Here is a 23,687-nt window from a genome sequence, read left to right as displayed (position 1 = left end):
TTTCATGCATCTTTCCGTGAGGTGGGCTTGTCCTCTGTGCGCTAACGAACACAGTGCGACAAAAAATTACCACCGTCGCGCTAAAAATGACACTGTTGCAATAGAAGCATTTTGTTACTACCAAGGTTTAGACAGGACTTCCTGGCAGCAAATGTCCAGGAATCCCTTTCACCACAACGCCCGTGCGCCACGGCCACCACTGGCACGTTGCTGCGATTGAGGTAGCCCGCACAGCGTATTCGCGGCAAACACATCCGGGAACACACTGCAACCCGACAGCGCCAAACGGCCGCCGTCCACGCAAGTGGAAGGGCCCGGCGGCACCGTCCAACAGCACTGCACCACAGGTTTTTCTGCGGTTGCAGACAGTGTCGAAGTTCCACCATTGAAGGATCTGCCATGAAAACCCTTGCTTTCATCACGCTCAGCGTCATCGCCTCTGCCGCAATGGCCACCGGTCCCGTAGCTTCCAGCCCGGACATCACCATTACCGGCAATTCCACCCAGTCGGTTTCACTGACCTCCATGTCGGTGAACAACAATTCGACCGGTTCCAAGAGCGAAGCCTTTCAGAACCTTGGTTCCAACACCGGCAATGTGACCATCAGCGGCAACTCGACACAGACAGTGATGGGCGCTGGCGGCAATGTGACCAACACCGCCAGCGGCAGCGATGCCTACGCCAGCCAGAACCTGTCGTCCAACGTGGGTGAAGTGACGATCGTTGGCAACTCCAGCCAGTTCACGGCGCTGATGGGTGCCTCGGTCAACAACCTCTCCAGCGGCAGCAACAGCAAAGCCGTGCAGAACATTGCCACCAACAATGCCTGCTTCACCTGCCAGCCCACCAAGACCACCGGCTGGCCCTTCTGATGCCACAGTGAACGCTGCCGCCGCGGTGGCAGCGCACAGGCCGGCAACGGCCAGGTTCCCGGCGTAGGACTACCGCCGGGACGTGTTGGCGAAGGGGCACGGGTGTGCGGCTGTCACTGGCAGCCCCATGTGCCCCGCTTTAATTTCAGGAGGTGTTCCATGAACACACAACGCTTTGCACGGTGGGCGCCGGTTCTGGCCACAGGCCTCTCTCTGTGGTGGGCCGCTCCCGCATGGTCGCAGGCACCGGGCGAAGACCCCGTCGTCCTCACCAAGAAACTCTCGGTCCAGATGCTGCCCATGGGTGCTGCAGCGCCGTCCACAGGGCTTGACAACAACAACGCCATGCCGTCCTGGCTTCGCGCCCGCATTGCGCGGTATGAAGCCAAGGCGTTCTCTGACGACACCAGCGGTGTGCTGACCAACAACGATGTGGTCACCACCGCCACCGCCGAGGGCATGCAGAAAACCTGCGTACAGGAAGTTGGCAGCAATACGGTATCGGGCGGCACTGCCGGCACGGGCCGGTATGGCCCGAACCAGGGCCCCCAGGTCGTGGTCTTGCGCGGTGACCTCGTGAACATCTGCAGGTAACCACATTGCCAGCGCCACCCTCGCCGCACGGAGACACAACATGGCCCCCACAACCCTGAGCCCGCCCAGCCCTTGCGGCCACCACATGGCAGCCGGCCCGCTGAAGCGGCCTGCACTGTGGGTGCTGCTGCTGATGGTGGCGGCTTTGCTGATGGCCGGTTGCGCCACCCCGCGCGACCCGCGCAAGGACCAGGAGTTTCAAAGCCTCGCGTCCATCACCGACCGGCCTGTGGTGCGCCCTACCCGGTCGATTTCGAGCTTCTCCGATTCGCTGATGTGCATGGACCACATGCTGCGTGACGCCCAGTTGCCCACCACCCTGATCACCAGCAAGCAGATTCCCGACTACTCGACCCGCGTGACTGTGGCCACCAAGGACATGATCATCACGGCGCTGTCGCAGATGTCGCGCCTGAGCAATGCCTTCCGCTTTGTGGACTATGAGGTCGATATCGCACGCCAGGACACGGTGCAGAACCTCACCACCATCCTGCTCAACAACAACCAGATGCAGCTGCAGCGCCCGGCGCTGTACCTGTCGGGCGCGATCTCGTTCGTTGACCAGAACGTGATCAACAACCGGTTTGATACGGGGCTCTCGGGCCCCCGCATCGACATGGGCTACAGCCAGAGCCGCAACGCCACCATCATCGGGCTGGAGATGCACCTGGGCGACTTTCGCACCCGCACGCTGATCCCCGGCCTGGATTCGGCCAACGAAGTCATCATCGGCAACGGCGGCCAGGGCATCGACCTGGCAGGGCGCATTGGCACCTACGGCGTGCAGTTCAATGTAGGGCGCGACTACACGCAGGGCTCGGGCGGTGCGGTGCGTACCCTGGTGGACCTGGCCACCATCGAGCTCATTGGCAAGTGGGCCCGTGTGCCCTACTGGCAGTGCCTGACGCTGGAGCAGAACCATCCCGACTTTCAGCGCCAGCTGCGCGACTGGTTCGACGAAGGCACCCCTGCCGTACGCACCCAGCTCATCACGCGCTCCCTGGTGAGCCGTGGCTATCTGGCACCGTTCACATCCCCCCTGCCAGACAACGACCCGGCGCTGCGCAAGGCACTCGCACGCTTCCAGGCCGACAACGGCATGGTGGTAACCGGCGTGGTGGACTTTCCCACCTACGAACGCGCCCTGCGCCATTTTGTCGGGCTTTCTGCAGAAGGCACCTTGACCCGCATCGGCTGGGCCGCCACGCATGCGCAGCCCGTGCAGTCCGCTGCCGCCAGCCCGGCAACGCCAGGGACGACGGGGGTGGATGGGGTCAGCAACGATCCTGATGCGCCCCGGTACGGTGCTGCGGCGCCTGCGCGCACGATCAACCTGCAGATCGAGAACGTTTTGCTGGAGCGCACCGCCTTTGAGGTGGGTGAGCAGGTCTTCCTGTCGGCCACGGTGTCGCGGGCTTCCTACCTGCAGTGCTACCTGGCCGACGCCACCGGAACCATCATCCGTCTGCTGCCCAACCAGGCCAACAGCACAGGCTGGGTGTCTGCCAATCAGGCCATACGCATTCCCGACTGGATGAGCCCGAATCCCGGTTTCATCATGGATGCGGCCAGCCCTGGCACCGAAGGCGTGGCCTGCTTTGCCACCGACGAGGACAGCATGGCCCGCCTGCCCGAAGACCTGCGCGGCCCGCCACTCAAACCGCTCAAAAACTACCGCACGCTCGAAGGCTTGAACCAGGCCTTTGCAGCGGCCTGGGGCAGCGAGGGGTACACCGGCAACGCGGTGTACTGGCAGGTCGTCCCGCGCCGGGTGATGCCGGTTGCACCGGCCCAGCCCGCTCCACGCAAGTGATGCATGGCGGTTCAACCGGCACCCACCATGTCGCCAGTCAATTACCGGACAGCCCTTGTACTCACCGCCCTGGCACAGGCCTGGGGCGCTGCGTGGCTGCTGCTCGCGGCCGCTGCCACGCCGGCGCAGGCATCGGTGCGCGCGCTCCCAACGCCCGGAGATTCGGACATCGAGCGCTCCACGGTGAACGCGGCTTCCCCCCGGGCCCAGGGGCCCGACAACCCGCTCCAGGAGCAGATGTTGCAGAAATTACGCAGCGCCGCACAGCGCGAGGCCGCCCCTTCGCGCAAACCGCGCACCGGGCCAGGTGCCGCACCGCGAACGTCGGCCGACCTGGCGCCCGCCGACGCAGCATGGTTGCTGGGCCTGCTGTCGCTGCATGGGCTGGCCATGCCCGCAGACCCACCACAAGCCCAGCACTGGTTTGAGCGCGCACAGATGCTGGGCCACCCGCTGGCACCGGCGGGCCTTGCCTGGTGCCAGATCAGCGGCTGCGTGTCCGCACCCAACCCTTCCACGGCCATGCACTGGATTGCGTTGGTCAGTCGCACCGACCCCGGTCTCGCCAAGTACCTCGAATGGCATGCCGCCAAGGCACTGGCCCCGCTGGCAGACCCCACAGCAGCATCTGCGCGGCCAGACGCCGCGCCCAGCCAGGGTGTTGCCGCTGGCCAGCATCTGCAAAAGCTGCTGGCAGACGCCGCGCGTGCAGGCAATGCCCAGGCGGGCAACGAGCTCGGGCTGGAGTGGCTGGCCAAAGGCGAGCTGGACAAAGCACTTGGGCAATTCCAGTCGGTGGCAGAGAGGTCCGAAGCCGCGGCCGCCAATGCGGGGCTGCTGGCCAGCCGCATCCGCAGTGGACCGACAGGCCGGACCCGGCCTGCCCGCTACAGCCCGGCCGACTGGTTTGCCCAGGCGCAGCGCTACCACCAGGGCGATGGCGTGCCCGCCAACTACACCGAAGCCGTGCGCCTGTACCAGATCGCCGCCAGCGGCGGCGATCCCCAGGCGCGCAAGATGCTGGAGCTGATTTTTTCGAGGCCGCTGCAAGGGGGCGCCATTGATATCGCGTGGATGCAGCAACTGGCCAACATCCCGATGGGCAGCAGCATCACGCCGGGCGCACCCAAATCCTTTGCGCCCCACGGCTGGCAGCGCGACCCCAGCCCTCTGTACGCGCTGGTGCCATTGCAGTGGCGCACACCCGAAGCGCTACCGCGGCGTTAAAAAATCAAGCAAAAAATGGCTCCAGCGCTTACCCATAAAGCGCGAGCAGCTATTATTTAAGTAGCAACCGGTGCTGGAAGCAACAGCCCCTGCTGCGCCGCGACTGCCTCGCGCAAAAACGCCCAGGTGGCCTGCATGCGTGCCACGTGCTTGTTGTCCCCGGGCATGGACATCCAGAACGTCCGTTGAAACCGCGCCACGCCCGGCAGCACGGGCACCAGGGACGTGTCCTGCGCCGCCACAAACGCCGGCAGCACCGCCAGGCCCGCGCCCACCCGCGCGGCTTCGTACTGGGCCAGGATGCTGGTGCTGCGCAGGGCGAAATGTTCCGGGCGGTGCAGTTCGTCCAGTATCTGCAGTTCCTTGCTGAACAGCAGGTCGTCCACATAGCTGATGAAGGTGTGGCCGCGCAGATCGTCCGGGGCATGGATGGGCGGGTGGCGCTGCAGGTAGCTGCGCGCACCGTACAGCTGCAGCACATAGTCGGTGAGCTTGACCACCACCACGGCGCCCCGCGCAGGACGCTCCAGCGAAATCACGATGTCGGCCTCGCGCCGCGACAGGTGCACCAGGCGAGGCAAGGCCAGCAGGTCCACCACCAGCCCGGGGTGGTCCAGTGCGAAACGCGCCAGCTGCGGCGCCAGGATGAGATTGCCAAACCCCTCGGTGGTGCCAATGCGCACGAGACCGTGCAGCCCTTGACGCACGCCCGGGGCGGCGCTTTCCACCGCCAGAAAGGCCGTCTCCATGGCCTCGACCTGGGGCAGCAACGCCCTGCCCGCTTCGGTCAACCGGTGGCCGCCCGCCTCGCGAGCAAACAGGGCGGAGCCCACCTGTTTTTCAAGCGCCTGAAGGCGGCGCGCCACGGTGGTGTGGTCTACAGCAAGCCGCCGCGCAGCACCCACCAGGGTGCCAGCGCGGGCCAACTCCAGAAAGTAGCGCAGGTTGTCCCAGTCCATGGTTGCTTCCGGTTGATGTCATCAGGTCATGGGTATACCTGAATCCCAACCCCTACCGGGCTCCAGCCTGCTGGCAGATCAAAACACCTCGAAAATACCCGCTGCGCCCATGCCACCGCCAATGCACATCGTCACGCACACCTTCTTGGCGCCACGGCGCTTGCCTTCAATGAGTGCGTGGCCCGTGAGGCGCTGGCCCGAGACACCGTAGGGGTGGCCCAGGGCAATGGCACCGCCGTTCACGTTCAGGCGGTCGGCCGGAATGCCCAGCTTGTCGCGGCAGTACAGCACCTGCACCGCAAAAGCTTCGTTCAGCTCCCACAGGTCGATGTCCTGCACCGTGAGGCCCAGCTTCTTGAGCACCTTGGGCACGGCAAACACGGGGCCAATGCCCATTTCGTCGGGCTCGCAACCGGCCACCGCAAAGCCGAGGAAACGGCCCAGGGGCTTGAGGCCCTTCTTGCTGGCGTACTCTTCACTGGTCACCACGCAGGCACCCGCGCCGTCAGAGAACTGGCTGGCATTGCCGGCCGAGATCAGGCCACCAGGCAGCGCCGAGCGCAGGCCGCTGATGGCTTCTACCGTCGTTCCTTCACGCGTGCCTTCATCCTTGCTCACGGTGACCTGCTTCGTGATCAGGCCCAGCGTTTTGTCGGCCACACCGGCCGTCACCGTAATGGGCGCGATTTCGGCATCAAACAGGCCTGCCGCCTGCGCCGCACAAGCCTTTTGCTGGCTGGCTGCGCCGTACTCGTCCATGACATCGCGGCCGATGTTGTAGCGCTTGGCCACCTGCTCGGCAGTCTGCAGCATGCTCCAGTAGATCTCGGGTTTTTGCTTGGCCAAGGCCAGGTCCTGGATCATGTGCAGGTTCATCTCCTGCTGCACGCAGGAGATGCTTTCAACGCCACCGGCCACGAACACATCGGCTTCGCCAGCGATCACCCGCTGCGCTGCCAGGGCAATGGTCTGCAGGCCCGAGGAGCAAAAGCGGTTCACCGTCATGCCCGAGGCGGTGATGGGCAGGCCTGCCTTCAGCGCAATCTGGCGGGCGATGTTCATGCCCGTGGCGCCCTCGGGGTTGGCACAACCCATGATGACGTCGTCCACGTCAGCGGCATCAATACCCGCGCGCTGCACGGCGTGCCGCACGGCATGGCCGCCCAGGGTGGCGCCATGCGTCATGTTGAACGAACCCTTCCAGCTCTTGGCGAGCGGTGTGCGGGCGGTGGAAACAATCACTGCGGAGGTCATGTGAAATCCTTTGTTCGGTAAGAAGGTGCGCGCTTACTGGAAGGCCTTGCCTTCGGCAGCCAGCTTGGCCAGCAGCGGAGCGGGCTTCCAGAACGCTGCGTCATCCAGCGGGTTCTTGGCAAAGCGGTCCATGGCCTGCACCACGTTGAACAGACCCACCTCGCTGGCGTAGTGCATGGGGCCGCCACGGTGGATGGGGAAGCCGTAGCCGGTCAGGTACACCATGTCGATGTCGCCGGACTTGCTGGCAATGCCGTCTTCCAGGATGTGCGCACCTTCGTTAACCAGAGCGAACACCAGGCGCTGCACGATTTCTTCGTCCGAAATCTTGCGCGGCGTGATGCCCAGTTCCTTGCGGTGGTCTTCGATCATCTTGTTGACCAGGTCGCTCGGGATCGCATCGCGTTTGCCAGCCTGGTAGTCGTACCAGCCTGCGCCGGTCTTCTGGCCAAATCGGCCCAGCTCACACAGCTTGTCGGCCGTGCGGCTGTACTTCATGTCGGCGCGCTCGACGGCGCGGCGCTTGCGGATGGCCCAGCCGATGTCGTTGCCCGCCAGGTCACCCATGCGGAACGGGCCCATGGCAAAGCCGAACTTCTCGATGGCCTTGTCCACCTGCTGGGGCGTGCAGCCTTCGTCCAGCAGGAAGCCGGCCTGGCGGCTGTACTGCTCGATCATGCGATTGCCGATGAAACCATCGCACACGCCCGAGACCACCGAGGTCTTCTTGATCTTCTTGCCGATGGCCATCACGGTGGCCAGCACGTCCTTGGCGGTCTCCTTGCCACGCACCACCTCCAGCAGCTTCATCACGTTGGCGGGGCTGAAGAAGTGCATGCCCACCACGTCCTGCGGACGCTTGGTGAAGGCGGCGATCTTGTCCACGTCGAGCGTGGAAGTGTTGGAGGCCAGGATGGCGCCGGGCTTGGCCACGGCGTCGAGCTGCTTGAACACGGCTTCCTTCACGCCCATCTCTTCGAACACGGCTTCGATGATCAGGTCGCAGTCCTTGAGGTCGTCATAGCTCAGCGTGGTGCTCAGGAGGGCCATGCGCTGCTCGTACTTGTCCTGCTTGAGCTTGCCCTTCTTGACCTGGGCTTCGTAGTTCTTCTTGATCGTGGCCACGCCACGGTCTAAGGCTTCCTGCTTCATTTCCAGAATCTTGACGGGGATGCCCGCGTTCAGGAAGTTCATGGAGATGCCGCCGCCCATGGTGCCGGCGCCAATCACGCCCACCAGCTTGATGTCGCGCTTGGGGGTGTCGGAGGCCACATCAGGGATCTTGCTCGCCGCACGCTCGGCCATGAACAGGTGGCGCAATGCGCGCGACTCAGGCGTCCACATCAGGTTGATGAAGATCTCACGCTCGACCAGCATGCCTTCGGCAAACTTCTTCTTGGTGGCGGCCTCCACAGCGTCCACGCACTTGGCAGGCGCGGGGAAGTTCTTGGCCATGCCCTTGACCATATTGCGCGCGAACTGGAAGTACGCGTCGCCTTCGGGGTGCTTGCAGGGGAAGTTGCGCACCAGGGGCAGCGGACGGGCATCGGCCACGCTCTGCGCAAACGCCAGGGCTTCCGCAGCCAGCGATTCGGCCGATGCGGCCATCTTGTCGAACAGCTTCTGGCCGGGCACGGCGCCAATCATTTCGCTCTTGACGGGCTCGCCACTCACGATGAGGTTGAGCGCGGCTTCCACACCAATCACGCGCGGCAAGCGCTGCGTGCCGCCCGCGCCGGGGATCAGGCCCAGCTTGACTTCAGGCAGTGCAATCGAGCAGCCAGGCGCCGCAATGCGGTAGTGGCAACCCAGGGCCAGCTCCAGCCCGCCGCCCATGGCGACGCTGTGCATGGCGGCCACAACGGGCTTGGCCGAATTTTCGATGGCGGCAATCACCGACAGCAGGTTGGGTTCTTGCAGCGACTTGTCGGTGCCGAACTCCTTGATGTCGGCGCCACCAGAGAACGCACCACCGGCACCGGTGATCACGATGGACGTGACCGCCGCATCGGCATTGGCACGGCCAAGGCCTTCGACGATGCCCTGGCGGGTCGATAACCCAAGTCCGTTGACGGGAGGGTTGGCCAGGGTGATCACGGCAACGGAGCCGTGGACTTTGTATTCAGCGGTCATGGTGCTGTTGTTCCTTGGTAAGTGAAAAAGAACGATCGTGCGTTTTTATTGTAGAGACTTCAACCCCGTTTGGCGTGTCAATTTGTCCCGGGCGGGACAAGAGGTTTGGACATACCCGCATTACGCGGCCTGTGCAGGCAAAAAACGCTGCCGGAAGTCCCGGCTCTTGCAAGTCGCAGCGAGCGGCAATTCTTACGAGCCGCCGCCCTGGGTCAACGGCTATAAAAAATGGCGCGCACCCCAGGCCAGCGCCCACGCGCAAGGGCCGCCCTGCCGCGCTGGGGGCGTCCCCCTGGGGGGAAGGCGCCGCAGGCGACTCAGGGGGGCTTCAAACCTCCAGCCACTCCTTGCGGATGTAGTTGTCGGCGCGCAGGCTGTCTGGCGTGCCCTGGAACACGATGGCGCCATGCCCCATCACCAGCGCGCGGTCCGAGATCTTCATGGCAATGGTGAGTTTCTGTTCAATGAGCAACACCGATATGCCGCGCGCCTTGATGGTCTGCAAATATTCGCCCACCAGCTCGACGATCTTGGGCGCAAGACCCTCGGTGGGCTCGTCGATGATGATGAGGTCCGGATCGCCCATGAGCGTGCGACACAGGGTCAGCATCTGCTGTTCGCCACCCGACATCACACCGGCTTCGGTGTGCTGGCGCTCCTTGAGGCGGGGGAACAGCTCATACATGTCATCAAACGACCAGCGGCTGTTTTTGCCGCTGCCCTTTTGCCCCAGCAACAGGTTTTGGTGCACCGTGAGGTTGGGAAACACGTCCCGGCTTTCCGGCACATAGCCGATCCCCAGGTGCGCGATTTCATAGGCTTTCTTGCCCTTGAGATCGGTACCCTTCCATTGCACGGTGCCCTCCCAGTCCACCAGGCCCATGATGGCCTTGGCGGTGGTGGAACGACCGGACCCGTTTCGGCCGAGCAAGGCCACGATTTCACCCGGCTGGATGTCGAAATTCACGCCATGCAGCACATGGCTTTTCCCGTAGTACGCGTGGAGATTCTCAATATGCAGCATGTCTAGTGTCCTCCCGCCTGCTCATCGGCCACGGCGGATCCGAGGTAGGCCTCCTGGACGCGCGCGTTGGCACGTACCTTTTCCGGGGTGTCGAAGGCGATGACTTCGCCATACACCACCACCGCGATCTTGTCGGCCAGGCCGAACACCACGCCCATGTCATGCTCCACGGTGAGCAGGGTGCGCCCTTCGGTCACCTCCTTGATAAGGTGAATGAACCGCGTAGTTTCGGTCTTGCTCATCCCGGCCGTGGGCTCATCGAGCAGGATCACGTTGGCGCCGCCTGCGATGGTGATGCCGATCTCGAGTGCGCGCTGCTCTGCATAGGTGAGGTTCATCGCCAGGGTGTCGCGCTTCTTGTCCAGCTTGATCATCTCCATGAGCTCTTTGGCGCGCTCATTGGCATCATGCAGGTTGGAGAGAAACCGCAAAAACGTGTACTTGTAGCCCATGCTCCAGAGCACGCCGCAGCGAAGGTTCTCGAACACCGACAGCTTCGGAAAGATGTTGGTGATCTGGAAGCTGCGCGACAGGCCCTTGCGGTTGATCTCATATGGAGGCAAGCCGTTGATGCGCTGCCCGTTCAGGATCACGTCGCCACTGGTGGGCGCAAAACGGCCGCTGATCAGGTTGAACAGCGTGGACTTGCCGGCTCCGTTGGGCCCGATGATGGCCACCCGTTCGCCCGGTGCCACCGCGAGGTTGGCGCCGCGAATGATTTCGGTCTTGCCAAAGCTCTTGCGCAGGTCGCGCAGTTCCAGTGCATAGGTGTTGGTTGCGTTGTCAGCCGCCATGTTTACAGCGCCTCCCCACGCTTGATTTCATGTTCGATTTCTTCCTGGATCGTGCTCCACTGGCGCACAAACTGCCGGCGGCACAGTTCAAAGAGCCCGAACCCCGTCACCATGACAAAGATGGATCCGAACCAGCTCGTGAAGCTTGTTGCATTGAGCGTGGCACCCATGAACTTCAACTCAGGTCCCAGGGCTGCATTTAGCTGCAGGTGATAGGTCATCTCGATCATGCAGGCTGCACCCATCACGCCCACCAGCGCAGTGCCGCCAAGCGCCAGGTACGAGCTCCACAGCGGGCGCAGCTTGCCGTATTTGGCCAGGCGCAGGTTCATCATGATCAGGCTGGCAATGCCGCCTGGGGCATACATCACCATGAACAGGAACACCAGCCCCAGGTACAGCAACCAGGCCATGGAAAGCTCTGACAGCAGCACGGAGGCCAGCACCAGCAGCACTGCACCGATGATGGGACCGAAGAAGAACGTGGCCCCACCAAGGAAGGTGAACAGCAGATAGCCGCCCGAACGGATGACGCTCAGACTGTCTGCACCGGTAATGATTTCGAAGTTGATCGTGGCCAGACCACCGCCAATGCCAGCGAAAAAGCCCGCAATGATGAAGGCGAAGTAGCGCACCCGCTGCGTGTTGTACCCGATGAACTCCACGCGCTCCGGGTTGTCGCGCACTGCGTTCAGGATGCGGCCCAGCGGCGTTCCGGTGAACGCAAACATCGCTGCGGTGCAGACGAAGCAATAGGCGGCGATCAGGTAGTAAACCTGAATCGCGGGACCAAAGCTGATGCCGAAGAAGGGCTTACCGTACACACGGTCGGTGGTGATGCCACCTTCCCCACCAAAGAACTCAGGGAACATCAGTGCCATGGAGGCCACCAGTTCCCCAATACCCAGCGTGATCATGGCAAACGTGGTGCCTGATTTCTTGGTCGTGACGAAGCCGAGGATGATGGCGAAGAAGGCCCCGGCAAGCCCGCCCACCAGCGGGATGAGTACCAGAGGAATGTTGACCGTGCCTTTGGTCGCCATGTTCATCGCATGGATCGCGATGAAAGAGCCCAAGCCTGTGTACACCGCATGCCCGAAACTCAGCATCCCGCCCTGCCCCAGCAAGATGTTGTAGGAAAGGCAGATGATGATGAGATAGCCAATCTGGGAAAGCATGGTCAGCGCCAGGCTGCTGCGAAACAGCATGGGCGCAACGATCAGCATGACCGCAAACAACGTCCAGATGACAAACCGCCCCACATTGAAGGGCTTGAACCGGTAGTGCGAAGTGGCTGTTGAAGCAGCGGAGTTGGATGTCGTAGTGGAATTCATGGCATCAGTCCTCCCGCTTGCCCAAAAGGCCCTTGGGGCGGAAGATCAGGATCAGCACGAGGAACAGGTACGGCAATATCGGTGCGACCTGGGAAATCGTGAGCTTGAGCAAGGGGTAGCCGAAGGTCTGCTCGGTCACCGCCACACCCACGGCCTGAAAGACGTGGATCAGCGAATAGTCCAGCGCAACCGCAAAGGTCTGCACCAGGCCGATGAGCAGCGATGCGAGGAACGCGCCTGCCAGCGAGCCCATGCCGCCGACCACCACCACCACGAAGATGATGGACCCCACCGAGGCCGCCATCGCGGGTTCGGTGACATAGGTGTTGCCACCGATCACGCCTGCCAGGCCCGCCAGCGCAGCGCCACCACCAAACACCAGCATGAAGACCCGTGGCACGTTGTGCCCCAGCGCCTCGACCATCTCGGGGTACTTGAGTGCAGCCTGAATCACCAGGCCAATGCGTGTACGGGTGAGAAGCAGCCACACCGACACCAGCATCACCAGCGCCACGAGCATCACAAACGAGCGCGACCTGGGAAACTGCGTTCCGTACAGCGAGAACAGCGGGCCCTGCAGTTGCTCGGGCAGGCCATAGGGCACCGTGGAGCGCCCCCACACCAGCTGCACCACTTCCAGGATAAGGTAAGACAGGCCGAAGGTCACCAGCAGCTCGGGCACATGGCCGAACTTGTGCACCCGGCGCAAACAGTAGCGCTCAAACGCCGCCCCGAGCGCAAACACCGCCAGGGGTGCCAGCACGAGCGCAGGCCAGAAGCCCACCACCCCGGAGATGGTGAACGCGAAATAGGCACCCAGCATGTAAAAGCTGGTGTGTGCAAAATTGAGCACGCCCATCATGCTGAAAATCAGCGTGAGACCCGAGCTCAGCATGAACAGCAGGAGCCCGTAGCTCACGCCGTTCAGCATAGAGATCACGAAAAACTCAGGATTCATTGGAATTTTTCATTACTAGGTGAAAAAAAGGCCCGATTCGATCGGGCCTGGAAGCTCTCTGACCGAAGTTACGGGCGCTTCATCTGGCACGACGTGGGCGTGCTGGCCACATAGGGCTCGTAATACTTCACGGGCACGAAGGTGTGACCCGTGTTCTCAGCGTCGAGCGGGTGCTTGGCGTCAACCTTGGACCACTTCGAGATGTACAGGCCCTGCTGCAACTGGTGATCGGTCTTGCGCATTTCGACCTCGCCGTTGTAGCTCTTGAACTTCATGCCCTCCATCGCAGCGGCCACTTTGACGGGATCCGTGGACTTGGCTTTTACAAAGGCCTCGGAGAGCATTGCGTACGCGTGATAAACAGCTCCGGTGTAGAAGTCATCGTTGAACTTCTTCTTGTACTCTGAGACGAGCCGGCTGTATTCGCCCCCCATGTTGGAGTGGGCGTAGGACACCATGTACACGCGACCTGCAGCAGTCGCGCCCATCGCAGTGGGGCTGCCTGTTACAGCGCCGTAATACGTGTAGAAATTGACATTGTTCAGACCCGCATCGTTGGCCGCCTTGATCAACAGGGCCAAGTCTGAGCCCCAGTTACCGGTGATGACGGTGTCAGCGCCTGACTGCTTGATTTTGGCGATATAGGGCGAGAAGTCGCGCACCTGAGCCAAGGGCGAGAGGTCGTCACCCACGATCTGCACGTCGGGGCGCTTGCGCTGCAGCATTTCCTTGGCGTACTTGGACACCTGGTGGCCGTGCGCGTAGTTCTGATTGATCAGATAGACCTTCTTGACCTCGGGCACGTCCTTCATGTAGGTCGTCAGCGCTTCCATCTTCATGGAGGTGTCCGCGTCCAGACGGAAGTGCCAGTAGCTGCACTTGCTGTTGGTGAGATCAGGGTCGACGGCGGCGTAGTTCAGGAACAGGACTTCCTTGCCGGGATTGCGCGCGTTATGCTTTTCCAGCGCATCCATGATGGCGAGCGCAGGGCCGGAGCCGTTGCCCTGCACCACATAACGCGCACCCTGGTCCATCGCCGAGCGCAGGGCACTGGTGGTCTCCTGAGGGCTCAGCTTGTTGTCGATGCCGATGATTTCAAATTTGACACCCGCAGCGTTCTTTTTATTGAACTCTTCAGCGAGGAACTGGAAACTCTTGAGCTGGTTGGTTCCAACCGCAGCCATCAGGCCTGAAAGCGGATCGAGCCAGGCAATCTTGACGGTCTCGCCCTTTTGAGCGAATGCACCGCCAGCGCTTGCCAGGATTAGCGAGGCTGCTACAGCCTTAATAGCGAACTTCATGGTCTTGTCTCCTTGTAAATCGACACAACGCAGCGTACCGCGTTGCAACAAAGCGATGCTCAGGGATTGCCCCTAGCAGCGTCGCACACGTGACTGGACCCACGCTCCCCCGAGCGCGCCCCAGCCTGGGGCAGAGCACAGAAACGGCCGTGAAATGCAATCCATCACCTGCTGTGCTCCACCGTGATCACAAGCCCGGAAGCTTGTAGCCCTTGAGCTGCTCGCGCAGTTTGGTCTTGAGCATCTTGCCGGTCGCCCCCAGCGGAATGGCTTCCACAAACACCACGTCATCGGGGATCTGCCACTTGGCGGTTTTGCCGTCGTAAAACGCCAGCAGTTCGTCGCGCGTGACTTCCGTACCGGGGCGCTTGACCACCGCAACAATCGGGCGCTCATCCCACTTTGGGTGGGGCATGCCGACGCAGGCGGCCATTGCAATGGAAGGATGCGCCATGGCAATGTTTTCGATATCGATGGAGCTGATCCATTCGCCGCCGGACTTGATCACATCCTTGCTGCGGTCGGTGATCTGCATGAAACCGTCGGCGTCAATCGTGGCCACATCGCCCGTGGGGAACCAGCCACGGCCCTGCGCATCCTTGACGAGCGGATTGCCGCCCTCGCCCTTGAAATAGCTGTCCACAATCCACGGCCCCCTGACGAGCAGGTCGCCATAGGTCTTGCCGTCCCAGGGCAGCTCGTTGCCGTCACCACCCACAATCTTCATGTCCACGCCATAGATGGCGCGCCCCTGCTTTTGCAGGATCTTCATCTGATCGTCCTTGGACATGGCCAGATGCTTGTTCTTCAGGGTGCACAGCGTTCCCAGCGGGCTCATCTCGGTCATGCCCCACGCATGCAGAACCTCCACGCCGTAGTCTTCCTTGAAGGCGTGGATCATGGCGGGCGGGCAGGCCGAGCCACCGATGACGGTACGGCGCAGCGTGGAGAACTTCAGGCCCGCCGGCTTCATGTGCCCCAGCATCATCTGCCACACGGTGGGCACGCCAGCGGCGTAGGTGACCTTCTCGGATTCGATCAGTTCGTAGATGGATTTGCCGTCCATCGCCGGGCCGGGGAACACCAGCTTGCAGCCCGTGAGCGCGGCAGAGTATGGGATGCCCCAGGCGTTGACGTGGAACATGGGCACCACGGGCAGCACGGCGTCGCGGGCTGAAAGGCACATCACGTCAGGCAGTGCGGCGGCGTAAGCATGCAGCGTGGTGGAGCGGTGGCTGTACAGCGCGGCCTTGGGGTTGCCCGTGGTGCCGCTGGTGTAGCACATGCTGGATGCAGAGTTCTCGTCGAAATCGGGCCAGGCGTAGTCCGGCGACTGCGCGCCGATCCAGGCTTCGTAGCTTGTGAGGCCAGGGATGCCGGAATCCGCAGGCAGCTTGTCGGCATCGCACAGAGCGACTCACTTCTTCACCGTGGGGCACCGGGAATGTACGGCCTGCACCAGGGGCAGGAAAGTCATGTCAAAACACAGCACCTGGTCTTCGGCGTGGTTCATGATCCATGCGATCTGGTCCGGGTGCAGGCGCGGGTTCACGGTGTGCAGCACCCGGCCCGAGCCGCTCACGCCAAAGTACATCTCCATGTGGCGGTAGCCGTTCCAGGCCAGCGTGGCCACACGGTCACTGAACTGCAGCTTGAGCTCGTCCAGGGCATTGGCCAGCCGCCGAGCACGCGCCCCCAGATCGCGGTACGTGTAGCGATGGATGTCGCCCTCGACACGTCGGGAAACGATTTCAGCGTCGCCATGGTGGCGCTCTGCGAACTCGATCAGCGACGAAATCAGCAACGGTTGGCTCTGCATCAGGCCCAGCATGGGTGCTCCTTGAATGTTGTAGTGGATGGAACAGTCATCGTAGCGCTGTGTGCTGTTCCGTGGTGTCTCCCGGGACACGCGGCCCTACCGCATCTGCTCCCATGACAGGGTTCAGTGTGCGCGTGTGCGGCTTGGCTGCCAACACCTGTCGTCCCGTTGACAAAGGGCAAGGGAATACCCTGAACGTACCAAGCCCAGGAGCGACAATCACGCCCATGCTCAGCCCCGCCCCGCCCCCACTGCGTTTCATCGAAGCCCAGCCCTGGTTTGCAGGGGTTTCCGTGGCCCTGCAGGAGAGGCTGCGCAGCGAGGTGTCCACACAGCACGCCGACAAGGGCTCGGTCATGCTGCCGGCAGGCAGCGCCGTGCAAGGCTGGCACGCAGTGCTCTCGGGCCTGGTGATGCTGCAAAGCCCTGCCAGCCAGGGCCGCGCCTCAGCGTTCATCGGCGTACCTGATGGCGAATGGTTTGGCGAGGGCTCGGCCATGAAGCCAGAGCCGCGTCGATACCACGTAATCGCGCTGCGCCCCACCACGCTACTGTGCCTGCCGCTGCCCCTGTTTGCCACGCTGCGCGAGACCAGCCTGGGCTTCAACCAGTTTCTGGTGCAGCACCTGAACATGCGGCTGGGCCAGGCCATGACGATCATCGAGGCCGGGCGCACGCAATCCCCCGAGCACCGGGTGGCGCTGTACCTGAGCCGCCTGTTCTGGCGCAGCACGCGGCGGCTGAACCTCACGCAGGACGAACTCGGCCAGCTCGTGGGCCTGTCACGCCAGACGGTGAACAAGGTGCTGCGCGTGCTGGAGGGCCGGGGCATCGTGTCGCTGGACTTCGGCCGCGTGGCCATCGTGGACGACGACGCGCTGAACGCGTACCTCGCCGCCACGGCGGCACGCTGACGCACCGCAGAGTGCACAAACACGTTCACCCTCGTCCCTCTCACTGCACGCTCAGGCGCACGGCCTTCTGGTCGGCGTCGAACATGAGCCGACTGGGCCACGGCGTCCAGTTTTGGTTGACCGTTGCGTTGTTCGGGTTGCCCGTGTGCACAAAGGCCCGCATGGTGTCCATCATCGCGCGCGACAGCGCCTGTCGGCCAGGCTGATTGGCCGTGCTGTTGGTGGCCTTGGCAAAGACCGAAGGTCCAAAGTTGCCGAACAGGAACGGCAGGTCAAACGCATGCGCCGCTCCGTACACATCGTTCCAGGGCGCCGGTTGCTGGGCCCAGTTGAACTGGTAGCTCCATACCGTGGATTGCTGACTGCGAAGGGTATTGAGCAGGTTGTCGCGGCTCGGATCGATGAACACACTGCCCAGCAGCCGGGTGCGCGCGTTGTAGCCCGTGCCGGGCGCCGTGACCGGCAGGTAAGAGGCATCCAGGATGTCGCCGGCCGTGAGTATGGTGGGGCCATCGGGGTTGAAGTTCTGCATCATCACAAAGCGCTCGGCGTCGGAGATCTTCATGCCCGGCTTGCCGCCCAGCAGCGCCAGGAAAGGCGCAAACAGCTTCCCCTCCTCGCCCGTGTAGCCAGACAGCACGGGCACCTTGTGATAGCGGCCAGCGCCCATTTCGGCGATCGGGTCCGCGGGCACCACCACGCCATCAGGGATGGGGCCCGAGCCCGTGAGCCCGTTCTTGAGCACCGTCTGCAGCACTACCCGCGCGTCCTTGCCACGCAGGTAGCTGGCTACCTGGGCAGGGGTCCATCCCGCAACGAGCGCCTGTGCATCGGCAAGCGCAGGCGCCAGGCCATCGGCCAGCGCCAGATGCGCCAGCAGCAAGCCCGCCTGCCCGGTGTACCGGGAGGACGGGTTGAGCGTGGGAATCGAACCGGGCGGCAGGTTAGTCGCCAGCGAAATTCCGCCACTGACCGGTACGAGCTTGTGGAACAACCCCGCGGCCTGGGGCGCGACCAGCAGCGCCAGCGCGTTGATGGCGCCTGCGGACTGCCCCATCAGCGTGACATTGCCCGCATTGCCGCCAAAGCTGGCAATGTTGTTCTGGATGAAGCGAAGTGCCTGCACGTTGTCGAGCAGCGCGTAGTTCCCGGTATAGGGCTGCGTGCCGGTGTGCAGTGGCGGCATCTGGAAGTAGCCCAGAACGTCGAGCCGGTAGTTGGCCGTGACCACCACGGCGTTGGCAGACCGTGCCAGCGCAGCGCCGTCGTAGACGGGATCGGCTGTATAGCCCGAGATGGCACTGCCGCCATGCAGGAACAACAGCACAGGCAGCTTCTCTTGCGAGGTGGCCGGACGCCAGACATTGAGGGTCAGGCAGTCTTCGCTGCCTACCGGCGTGCCCAGGGTCTCGCCAATCGTGTTGTCAAACCGGTTGTTGGCACCGGGGCCGTAGATGCGGCCCATTTGCAGGCAGGCACTGCCAAAACGTGTGGCGTCACGCTCTCCGGACCAAGCGGCCGGGGCTGCGGGCGGTTGCCAGCGCAGCTCGCCCACGGGTGGCGTGGCAAACGGAACACCTTTCCATGCGTAGGTGCCGGTCACCGCACTGTCGTCCACACCGCGCAAGGTGCCGTACACCGTCTCGCGCACCTCGGGCGCAGAGCCGGAACCACCGCCGCAGCCCACCATTGCTGCGGCCGAAAACACCGCTCCCAACCATTGCAACCGCCAGCGCGAATCGACCATGTCTTGTCTCCTTGGGGGTTTTCAGGAATGGGTCGGGCCTCTATCTGCAGTCACACTACGGGCAGGGCACAACCTCGGAGGCGATTGTGGGAACCAGGTGGCGTTTGGCTACTATCGCAACCTTGCCAAAACACTGACTTCAGGCCACCACCGCGCGTAAACCCTGATCCGCCATTTCTTCCATTCGCCACCCCATGACTCCCCGCACAAGCTCTGCCGCCTGGGTGCGCGGCATCACCGACATGATGGCCGCCGAAGGCTTGCCTGCTGCCGAGTTATGCGCCGAAGCGGGCATCGATCTGACGGCGCTGCAACTGCCACAAACCCGTGTGGACGTGGACAAGATCAGCCGCCTGTGGGAGCTGGCGGTGGCACGTTCGGGCAAGGTGGCGCTGGGGCTGTGCCCGCAGCTCACGGCGCGCTACGGCAATGTGGATGTGGTGGGCTACGCGCTGGCGTCCGGCCCCAACCTGCTGGTGGGTTTTCAGCACCTCACGCGCCATATGGCGGTGATCTCGGACTGCACCACCTTCGCGCTGGATCACGATGCACGCGGCTACTGGATCTCCATCGCGCACATCGGCGCCACCCGCCCCATTCCGCGCCAGCGTGTCGAATACGCCCTGCTCACACTGTTCACGCTGTGCTGCTGGCTCACACGCCGGGAGCTTCGCCCTCTGGCTGTGGAGCTGACCACGCCACAACCCGCCGCTACCGGTGAGGCGCCCTACCATGTGGCGTTTGGCATGCTGCCCCGCTTCGGGCAGGCAGCCAACCGGTTTTTGCTGGCCGAGGCCGATCTGCGGGCCGACATCCCCACACACAACCCCAGCCTGTGGGCCCTGCACGAGCGGCTGGTAGAGACCGAACTGGACCACCTGGGCCAGTCTCTCACCAGCACACGCGTGCGCACCGAGGTAGCCCGCATCCTGCACCGGTGCGAGCCCCGCCGCGAAGACGTGGCCGCGCGCCTGCACCTGACGGACCGCACGCTGCAGCGGCGCCTGCAGGCCGAATCCGTCAGCTACCAGCAGTTGCTGGACGACACCCGCTGTGAACTGGCACGCCAGTACCTCAGCGACGAGCGCCGAAGCCTGGCCGAGGTGGCCGACCTGCTGGGCTTTGCCGACCAGAGCAACCTGTTTCGGGCCTGCAAGCGCTGGTTTGGCCTCCCGCCGGGCCAGTACCGCGCGCAGGTGCTGTACCCTGAGGCCGAAGGCCAAGGCTCTACCCAGGCCGCATAGGCCGGGCCGTGGTCCAAGGCCCTGCAAGCGCCGGGGCATCCGGGGTGCGAGACAATCCACCCATGAACCTGCCCGCCGAAAGCGTGACCCCCACCGCCGATATCGGCCTGGCCTGGAAGCACGGATTTGCCGCCCTGGGACCGGACTTTTTCACCGAACTGCGCCCCACTCCGCTACCCGCCCCCCACTGGGTGGGCACCAGCACTGCCGTTGCACAGCTGATCGGCCTGGACGCAGACTGGCTGCAGCGGGACGCAGCTCTGCAAGCCTTCACCGGCAATACGCTGCTTGCAGGCTCACGGCCCCTGGCCAGCGTCTACAGCGGCCACCAGTTCGGCGTGTGGGCTGGCCAACTGGGTGATGGCCGCGCCATCTTGCTGGGCGAGACCGCTGCGGGCCTGGAAATCCAGCTCAAGGGCGCTGGCCGCACCCCCTACTCCCGCATGGGCGACGGGCGCGCTGTGCTGCGCTCCAGCATCCGCGAATTTTTGTGCAGCGAGGCCATGCATGGCCTGGGCATTCCGACATCGCGCGCACTGTGCATCACCGGTTCGCCCGCACCCGTGCGCCGCGAAGAGGTGGAGACGGCCTCCGTAGTGACGCGGGTGGCCCCCAGCTTTGTGCGCTTTGGCCATTTCGAGCACTTTGCAGCCAACGACCTGCAAGCACAGCTCAAGACCCTGGCCGACTACGTTATCAACCGCTATTACCCCGAATGCCGGGACACCCGCGACTTCGGCGGCAACGCGTATGCCGCCCTGCTACAGGCCGTGAGCGAACGCACCGCACACCTGATGGCACAGTGGCAGGCCGTGGGCTTTTGCCATGGGGTGATGAACACCGACAACATGAGCATCCTGGGCCTGACGATCGACTACGGCCCTTTCCAGTTTCTGGACGCCTTTATGCCCGGCCATGTGTGCAACCACAGCGACCACCAGGGCCGCTATGCCTACAACCGCCAGCCCAATGTGGCGTACTGGAACCTGTTCTGCCTGGCGCAGGCCTTGTTGCCGCTGATCGGCGACCCGGAGCTGGCAAAAGCTGCCCTGGAGTCCTACAAAACCGTCTTCCCGGAAGCGTTCATGGCCCGCATGCGCAGCAAACTCGGGCTGGCCCAGGCGCGCGAGCAAGACGCAGAACTGATCGACGGCATCCTGGTGCTGCTGGCCCAGAACGGGGTGGACTACACCATCTTCTGGCGCCGCCTGTCGCACGCGGTGCAGACAAGTGACTTCGAGCTGGTGCGCGACCTGTTCGCCGACCGTTCCGCATTTGACGACTGGATGCTATCATATTCAGAGCTGTTGGCGCTTGATGGTAAAGCGCTGGCGGCCAATTTTATGCTCAATACCAATCCCAAGTTTGTATTGCGCAACCACCTGGGCGAGCAGGCCATCCGCGCCGCGAAACTTGGCGATTTCGGTGAACTCCGAACCCTGCAGCGGCTGCTGGAGCGCCCTTTTGAAGAGCACCCCGGGCACGACGCCTACGCAGCCTTCCCGCCCGACTGGGCCTCCTCCATCGAGATCAGCTGCTCATCATGACCTACCCCGTTCAGAAATCCGATGCCGAATGGCAAGCCATCCTCAAGGACAAGGGCGCCGAGCCCGCCGCCCTGCAGGTGACACGCCACGCCGCCACCGAACGCCCTTTCACCGGCAAATTCGAAGCCCACTGGGCCGATGGCAGCTACCACTGCATTTGCTGCGGTGCGAAATTGTTCGATTCGGTGACCAAGTTTGACGCCGGCTGCGGCTGGCCCAGTTTCTCCGAAGCCATCCCCGGTGCCATCACAGAGATCGTGGACCGCAGCCATGGCATGGTCCGCACCGAGACGGTGTGTGCACAATGCGGGGCCCACCTGGGCCATGTCTTTGACGATGGCCCCGCGCCCACCGGCCTTCGCTACTGCATGAACTCGGCCTCGCTGGATTTCGAGTCCGGCAAGGACTGAGCCCCGAGACCCGCCCCTGAACCCATGAAAATCCTGATCGACTTCTTTCCCATCCTGCTGTTCTTCGGGGCCTACAAGTTCTACGGCATCTATGTGGGCACGGCGGTGCTCATGGCGGCCACCGTGGTACAGATGGGCCTCATTTACGCGATCGACCGGCGTCTGCAGACCATGCACAAGGTCACCCTGGTGCTGATCCTGCTGTTTGGCACCCTCACGCTGGTGCTGCAGGACGACCGCTTCATCAAATGGAAACCCACCGTGCTGTACGGCGCCATGGCCCTGGCGCTGGCTGTGGCCGTGTGGGTCATGAAGAAGAACTTCCTGAAGATGCTTCTGGGCAGCCAGCTGACGCTGCCGGAGGGCGTGTGGCACCGGCTAAACGTCGCCTGGATCGTGTATTGCGCGTTCATGTCGGCCATCAACGCCTATGTGGTCGTCAACTTCAGCACCGAGGCCTGGGTCGATTTCAAGCTCTGGGGCTACGCCTTCCCGCTGGTCTTCCTGGTGGGCCAGGGCATCTATGTGGCGCCCCATATCAAGGGCGACGAAGGCGACGAGCCTGCAGCCTGAAGGACCACATCACATGAACACCCTCGCCCAGCAAATGCACCAGACCCTGGCGGACCGTCTTGCACCCACCGCCCTGGAGGTGCTTGACGAAAGCGCCGCCCACGCAGGCCATGCCGGGGCCAATGGCACCGGTTTTGGCACCCATTTCCGGGTCCGCATTTCGTCACCTTTGTTTACAGGCAAGCCCCGCGTCGCGCAGCACCGCCTTGTGTATGATGCGCTGCAAGAATTTATTGACCAAGGCGTTCACGCCCTCGCCATTGAAGTTCTCTGAACCGGCCCCAACTCCACAGCTGCCGGATCTCAGCTGGCATACAACCCCTCTTTTTTTGGATTTCGCATGAAGAAACAGCTCCTGTCCGGCCTCGTGGCCGCTGCCGTGCTGGGCACGTTGGCCCTGCCCGTTTCCGCCCAGAATGTCGCCATCGTCAATGGCAAGGCCGTTCCCAAGGAACGTGTCGAAGCGCTCAAGCAGCAAGTGGAGCGTTCGGGCCGCCCTGTGACGCCGGACATCGAAGGCCAGATCAAGGAAGAAGTCATCGCCCGCGAGATCTTCATGCAGGAAGCGCAAAAGCGTGGCCTGGAAGCATCGGCCGATTACAAGGCGCAAATGGAGCTGGCCCGCCAGACCATCCTCATCCGCGAGCTGTTTGCTGACTACCAGAAGACAAACCCGGTGACCGATGCCGAAATCCAGGCCGAGTACGACAAATTCGTTGCCGCCAACAGTGGCAAGGAATACAAGGCCAGCCACATCCTGGTGGAAAAGGAAGCCGACGCAAAAGCGATCATCGCGTCCATCAAGAAGGGCGCCAAGTTTGAAGACATCGCCAAGAAGCAATCCAAGGACCCGGGCTCCGGCGCCAAGGGTGGCGACCTTGACTGGGCCAATCCCGCCAGCTACGTGAGCGAGTTCACTGAAGCGCTCGTCAAGCTCGAAAAGGGCAAGATGACCGAGGCGCCTGTGAAGAGCCAGTTTGGCTGGCACGTGATTCGCCTGGACGATGTGCGCCAGGCCGAACTGCCCAAGCTGGAAGAAGTGAAGCCCCAGGTGGCCCAGCAATTGCAGCAGCAAAAACTGGCCAAATTCCAGGAAGACCTGCGCGCCAAGGCCAAGGTCGAGTAATCTGCACAGAGCATCTGCACCGCAGATGCAATGCCACAAAAAA

The 23,687-nt window shown here is 63.0% G+C and carries 20 protein-coding genes and 1 pseudogene; 11 read left to right on the top strand and 10 right to left on the bottom strand.

Annotation, left to right across the window (positions count from 1 at the left end; genetic code table 11):
- Positions 1-399: 399 nt before the first annotated feature.
- The 4 genes from KYG_RS07480 to KYG_RS07465 all read left to right on the top strand — a co-directional run bounded on the left by KYG_RS07480 (position 400) and on the right by KYG_RS07465 (position 4,507).
- Positions 400-873, top strand: a complete 474-nt coding sequence (locus KYG_RS07480) for a hypothetical protein (protein WP_008904252.1) — start codon at positions 400-402, stop codon at positions 871-873.
- A 159-nt stretch (positions 874-1,032) separates the two neighbouring features.
- Positions 1,033-1,467: a hypothetical protein gene (locus KYG_RS07475; RefSeq protein WP_008904251.1), complete on the top strand. Its 435-nt coding sequence runs from the start codon at positions 1,033-1,035 to the stop codon at positions 1,465-1,467.
- Positions 1,468-1,507: 40 nt separating this feature from the next.
- Positions 1,508-3,280 (top strand): DUF4384 domain-containing protein, encoded by a 1,773-nt coding sequence (locus tag KYG_RS07470; RefSeq protein WP_008904250.1) that lies wholly within the window; start codon positions 1,508-1,510, stop codon positions 3,278-3,280.
- A gap of 27 nt (positions 3,281-3,307) precedes the next feature.
- A complete protein-coding gene (locus KYG_RS07465; RefSeq protein WP_050813811.1) occupies positions 3,308-4,507 on the top strand; it encodes an SEL1-like repeat protein in 1,200 nt (399 codons plus the stop codon).
- Positions 4,508-4,563: 56 nt separating this feature from the next.
- Here the strand turns inward: KYG_RS07465 and KYG_RS07460 are convergent, their stop codons facing one another.
- From KYG_RS07460 to KYG_RS07420, 9 genes and pseudogenes are all read right to left on the bottom strand, one after another.
- A complete protein-coding gene (locus tag KYG_RS07460) occupies positions 4,564-5,466 on the bottom strand; it encodes a LysR family transcriptional regulator (protein WP_008904248.1) in 903 nt (300 codons plus the stop codon).
- Positions 5,467-5,544: 78 nt separating this feature from the next.
- A complete protein-coding gene (locus KYG_RS07455) occupies positions 5,545-6,720 on the bottom strand; it encodes an acetyl-CoA C-acyltransferase (RefSeq protein WP_008904247.1) in 1,176 nt (391 codons plus the stop codon).
- Between the two features lie 33 nt (positions 6,721-6,753).
- Positions 6,754-8,853 (bottom strand): 3-hydroxyacyl-CoA dehydrogenase NAD-binding domain-containing protein, encoded by a 2,100-nt coding sequence (locus KYG_RS07450; protein ID WP_008904246.1) that lies wholly within the window; start codon positions 8,851-8,853, stop codon positions 6,754-6,756.
- Between the two features lie 328 nt (positions 8,854-9,181).
- On the bottom strand, positions 9,182-9,877 hold the full coding sequence (locus KYG_RS07445) for an ABC transporter ATP-binding protein (RefSeq protein ID WP_008904245.1): 696 nt from the start codon (positions 9,875-9,877) through the stop codon (positions 9,182-9,184).
- Positions 9,878-9,879: 2 nt separating this feature from the next.
- Positions 9,880-10,671, bottom strand: coding sequence for an ABC transporter ATP-binding protein (locus KYG_RS07440; protein ID WP_008904244.1), 792 nt, complete (start codon positions 10,669-10,671; stop codon positions 9,880-9,882).
- A 2-nt stretch (positions 10,672-10,673) separates the two neighbouring features.
- A complete protein-coding gene (locus tag KYG_RS07435; RefSeq protein WP_008904243.1) occupies positions 10,674-12,005 on the bottom strand; it encodes a branched-chain amino acid ABC transporter permease in 1,332 nt (443 codons plus the stop codon).
- 4 nt (positions 12,006-12,009) lie between these two features.
- Complete coding sequence (locus KYG_RS07430; protein ID WP_008904242.1) at positions 12,010-12,963, bottom strand: branched-chain amino acid ABC transporter permease; 954 nt, start codon at positions 12,961-12,963, stop codon at positions 12,010-12,012.
- Positions 12,964-13,031: 68 nt separating this feature from the next.
- Positions 13,032-14,264, bottom strand: a complete 1,233-nt coding sequence (locus KYG_RS07425; RefSeq protein ID WP_008904241.1) for a branched-chain amino acid ABC transporter substrate-binding protein — start codon at positions 14,262-14,264, stop codon at positions 13,032-13,034.
- Between the two features lie 187 nt (positions 14,265-14,451).
- Positions 14,452-16,095: pseudogene (locus KYG_RS07420) on the bottom strand (3-(methylthio)propionyl-CoA ligase).
- Between the two features lie 215 nt (positions 16,096-16,310).
- On the opposite strand from KYG_RS07420, the gene KYG_RS07415 reads away from it, so the two are divergent.
- Complete coding sequence (locus tag KYG_RS07415; protein WP_008904240.1) at positions 16,311-16,997, top strand: Crp/Fnr family transcriptional regulator; 687 nt, start codon at positions 16,311-16,313, stop codon at positions 16,995-16,997.
- 40 nt (positions 16,998-17,037) lie between these two features.
- Here KYG_RS07415 and KYG_RS07410 read toward each other — a convergent pair whose 3' ends face one another.
- Positions 17,038-18,744 carry a carboxylesterase/lipase family protein gene (locus tag KYG_RS07410; RefSeq protein ID WP_008904239.1) on the bottom strand — a complete coding sequence of 569 codons (1,707 nt, stop codon included), beginning with the start codon at positions 18,742-18,744 and terminating at the stop codon, positions 17,038-17,040.
- Positions 18,745-18,938: 194 nt separating this feature from the next.
- Here KYG_RS07410 and KYG_RS07405 point away from each other — a divergent pair, with 194 nt between their 5' ends.
- The 6 genes from KYG_RS07405 (at position 18,939) to KYG_RS07380 (ending at position 23,644) form a co-directional block, all read left to right on the top strand.
- A complete protein-coding gene (locus tag KYG_RS07405) occupies positions 18,939-19,988 on the top strand; it encodes an AraC family transcriptional regulator (protein WP_034693652.1) in 1,050 nt (349 codons plus the stop codon).
- 62 nt (positions 19,989-20,050) lie between these two features.
- Positions 20,051-21,535, top strand: coding sequence for a YdiU family protein (locus tag KYG_RS07400; protein ID WP_008904237.1), 1,485 nt, complete (start codon positions 20,051-20,053; stop codon positions 21,533-21,535).
- Positions 21,532-21,945, top strand: coding sequence for a peptide-methionine (R)-S-oxide reductase MsrB (msrB, locus tag KYG_RS07395; RefSeq protein WP_008904236.1), 414 nt, complete (start codon positions 21,532-21,534; stop codon positions 21,943-21,945). Before KYG_RS07400 ends, msrB begins: the two co-directional genes overlap by 4 nt.
- A 24-nt stretch (positions 21,946-21,969) precedes the next feature.
- Positions 21,970-22,518 (top strand): septation protein A, encoded by a 549-nt coding sequence (locus KYG_RS07390; protein WP_008904235.1) that lies wholly within the window; start codon positions 21,970-21,972, stop codon positions 22,516-22,518.
- A 13-nt stretch (positions 22,519-22,531) separates the two neighbouring features.
- A complete protein-coding gene (locus KYG_RS07385; RefSeq protein ID WP_008904234.1) occupies positions 22,532-22,792 on the top strand; it encodes a BolA family transcriptional regulator in 261 nt (86 codons plus the stop codon).
- 66 nt (positions 22,793-22,858) lie between these two features.
- A complete protein-coding gene (locus KYG_RS07380) occupies positions 22,859-23,644 on the top strand; it encodes a peptidylprolyl isomerase (RefSeq protein ID WP_008904233.1) in 786 nt (261 codons plus the stop codon).
- Positions 23,645-23,687: the final 43 nt, after the last annotated feature.

Origin of the sequence: Acidovorax sp. NO-1, from assembly GCF_000238595.1 — a bacterium.
In the GTDB taxonomy this organism is placed as follows: Bacteria; Pseudomonadota; Gammaproteobacteria; order Burkholderiales; family Burkholderiaceae_C; genus Acidovorax.
This window is presented reverse-complemented; position numbering and strand designations above follow the sequence as displayed.

Coding starts and splice junctions, on each gene's coding strand:
- KYG_RS07480 (WP_008904252.1), top strand. CDS start 400: ATGAAAACCCTTGCTTTCATCACGCTCAGCGTCATCGCCTCTGCCGCA.
- KYG_RS07475 (WP_008904251.1), top strand. CDS start 1,033: ATGAACACACAACGCTTTGCACGGTGGGCGCCGGTTCTGGCCACAGGC.
- KYG_RS07470 (WP_008904250.1), top strand. CDS start 1,508: ATGGCCCCCACAACCCTGAGCCCGCCCAGCCCTTGCGGCCACCACATG.
- KYG_RS07465 (WP_050813811.1), top strand. CDS start 3,308: ATGTCGCCAGTCAATTACCGGACAGCCCTTGTACTCACCGCCCTGGCA.
- KYG_RS07460 (WP_008904248.1), bottom strand. CDS start 5,466: ATGGACTGGGACAACCTGCGCTACTTTCTGGAGTTGGCCCGCGCTGGC.
- KYG_RS07455 (WP_008904247.1), bottom strand. CDS start 6,720: ATGACCTCCGCAGTGATTGTTTCCACCGCCCGCACACCGCTCGCCAAG.
- KYG_RS07450 (WP_008904246.1), bottom strand. CDS start 8,853: ATGACCGCTGAATACAAAGTCCACGGCTCCGTTGCCGTGATCACCCTG.
- KYG_RS07445 (WP_008904245.1), bottom strand. CDS start 9,877: ATGCTGCATATTGAGAATCTCCACGCGTACTACGGGAAAAGCCATGTG.
- KYG_RS07440 (WP_008904244.1), bottom strand. CDS start 10,671: ATGGCGGCTGACAACGCAACCAACACCTATGCACTGGAACTGCGCGAC.
- KYG_RS07435 (WP_008904243.1), bottom strand. CDS start 12,005: ATGAATTCCACTACGACATCCAACTCCGCTGCTTCAACAGCCACTTCG.
- KYG_RS07430 (WP_008904242.1), bottom strand. CDS start 12,963: ATGAATCCTGAGTTTTTCGTGATCTCTATGCTGAACGGCGTGAGCTAC.
- KYG_RS07425 (WP_008904241.1), bottom strand. CDS start 14,264: ATGAAGTTCGCTATTAAGGCTGTAGCAGCCTCGCTAATCCTGGCAAGC.
- KYG_RS07415 (WP_008904240.1), top strand. CDS start 16,311: ATGCTCAGCCCCGCCCCGCCCCCACTGCGTTTCATCGAAGCCCAGCCC.
- KYG_RS07410 (WP_008904239.1), bottom strand. CDS start 18,744: ATGGTCGATTCGCGCTGGCGGTTGCAATGGTTGGGAGCGGTGTTTTCG.
- KYG_RS07405 (WP_034693652.1), top strand. CDS start 18,939: ATGACTCCCCGCACAAGCTCTGCCGCCTGGGTGCGCGGCATCACCGAC.
- KYG_RS07400 (WP_008904237.1), top strand. CDS start 20,051: ATGAACCTGCCCGCCGAAAGCGTGACCCCCACCGCCGATATCGGCCTG.
- msrB (WP_008904236.1), top strand. CDS start 21,532: ATGACCTACCCCGTTCAGAAATCCGATGCCGAATGGCAAGCCATCCTC.
- KYG_RS07390 (WP_008904235.1), top strand. CDS start 21,970: ATGAAAATCCTGATCGACTTCTTTCCCATCCTGCTGTTCTTCGGGGCC.
- KYG_RS07385 (WP_008904234.1), top strand. CDS start 22,532: ATGAACACCCTCGCCCAGCAAATGCACCAGACCCTGGCGGACCGTCTT.
- KYG_RS07380 (WP_008904233.1), top strand. CDS start 22,859: ATGAAGAAACAGCTCCTGTCCGGCCTCGTGGCCGCTGCCGTGCTGGGC.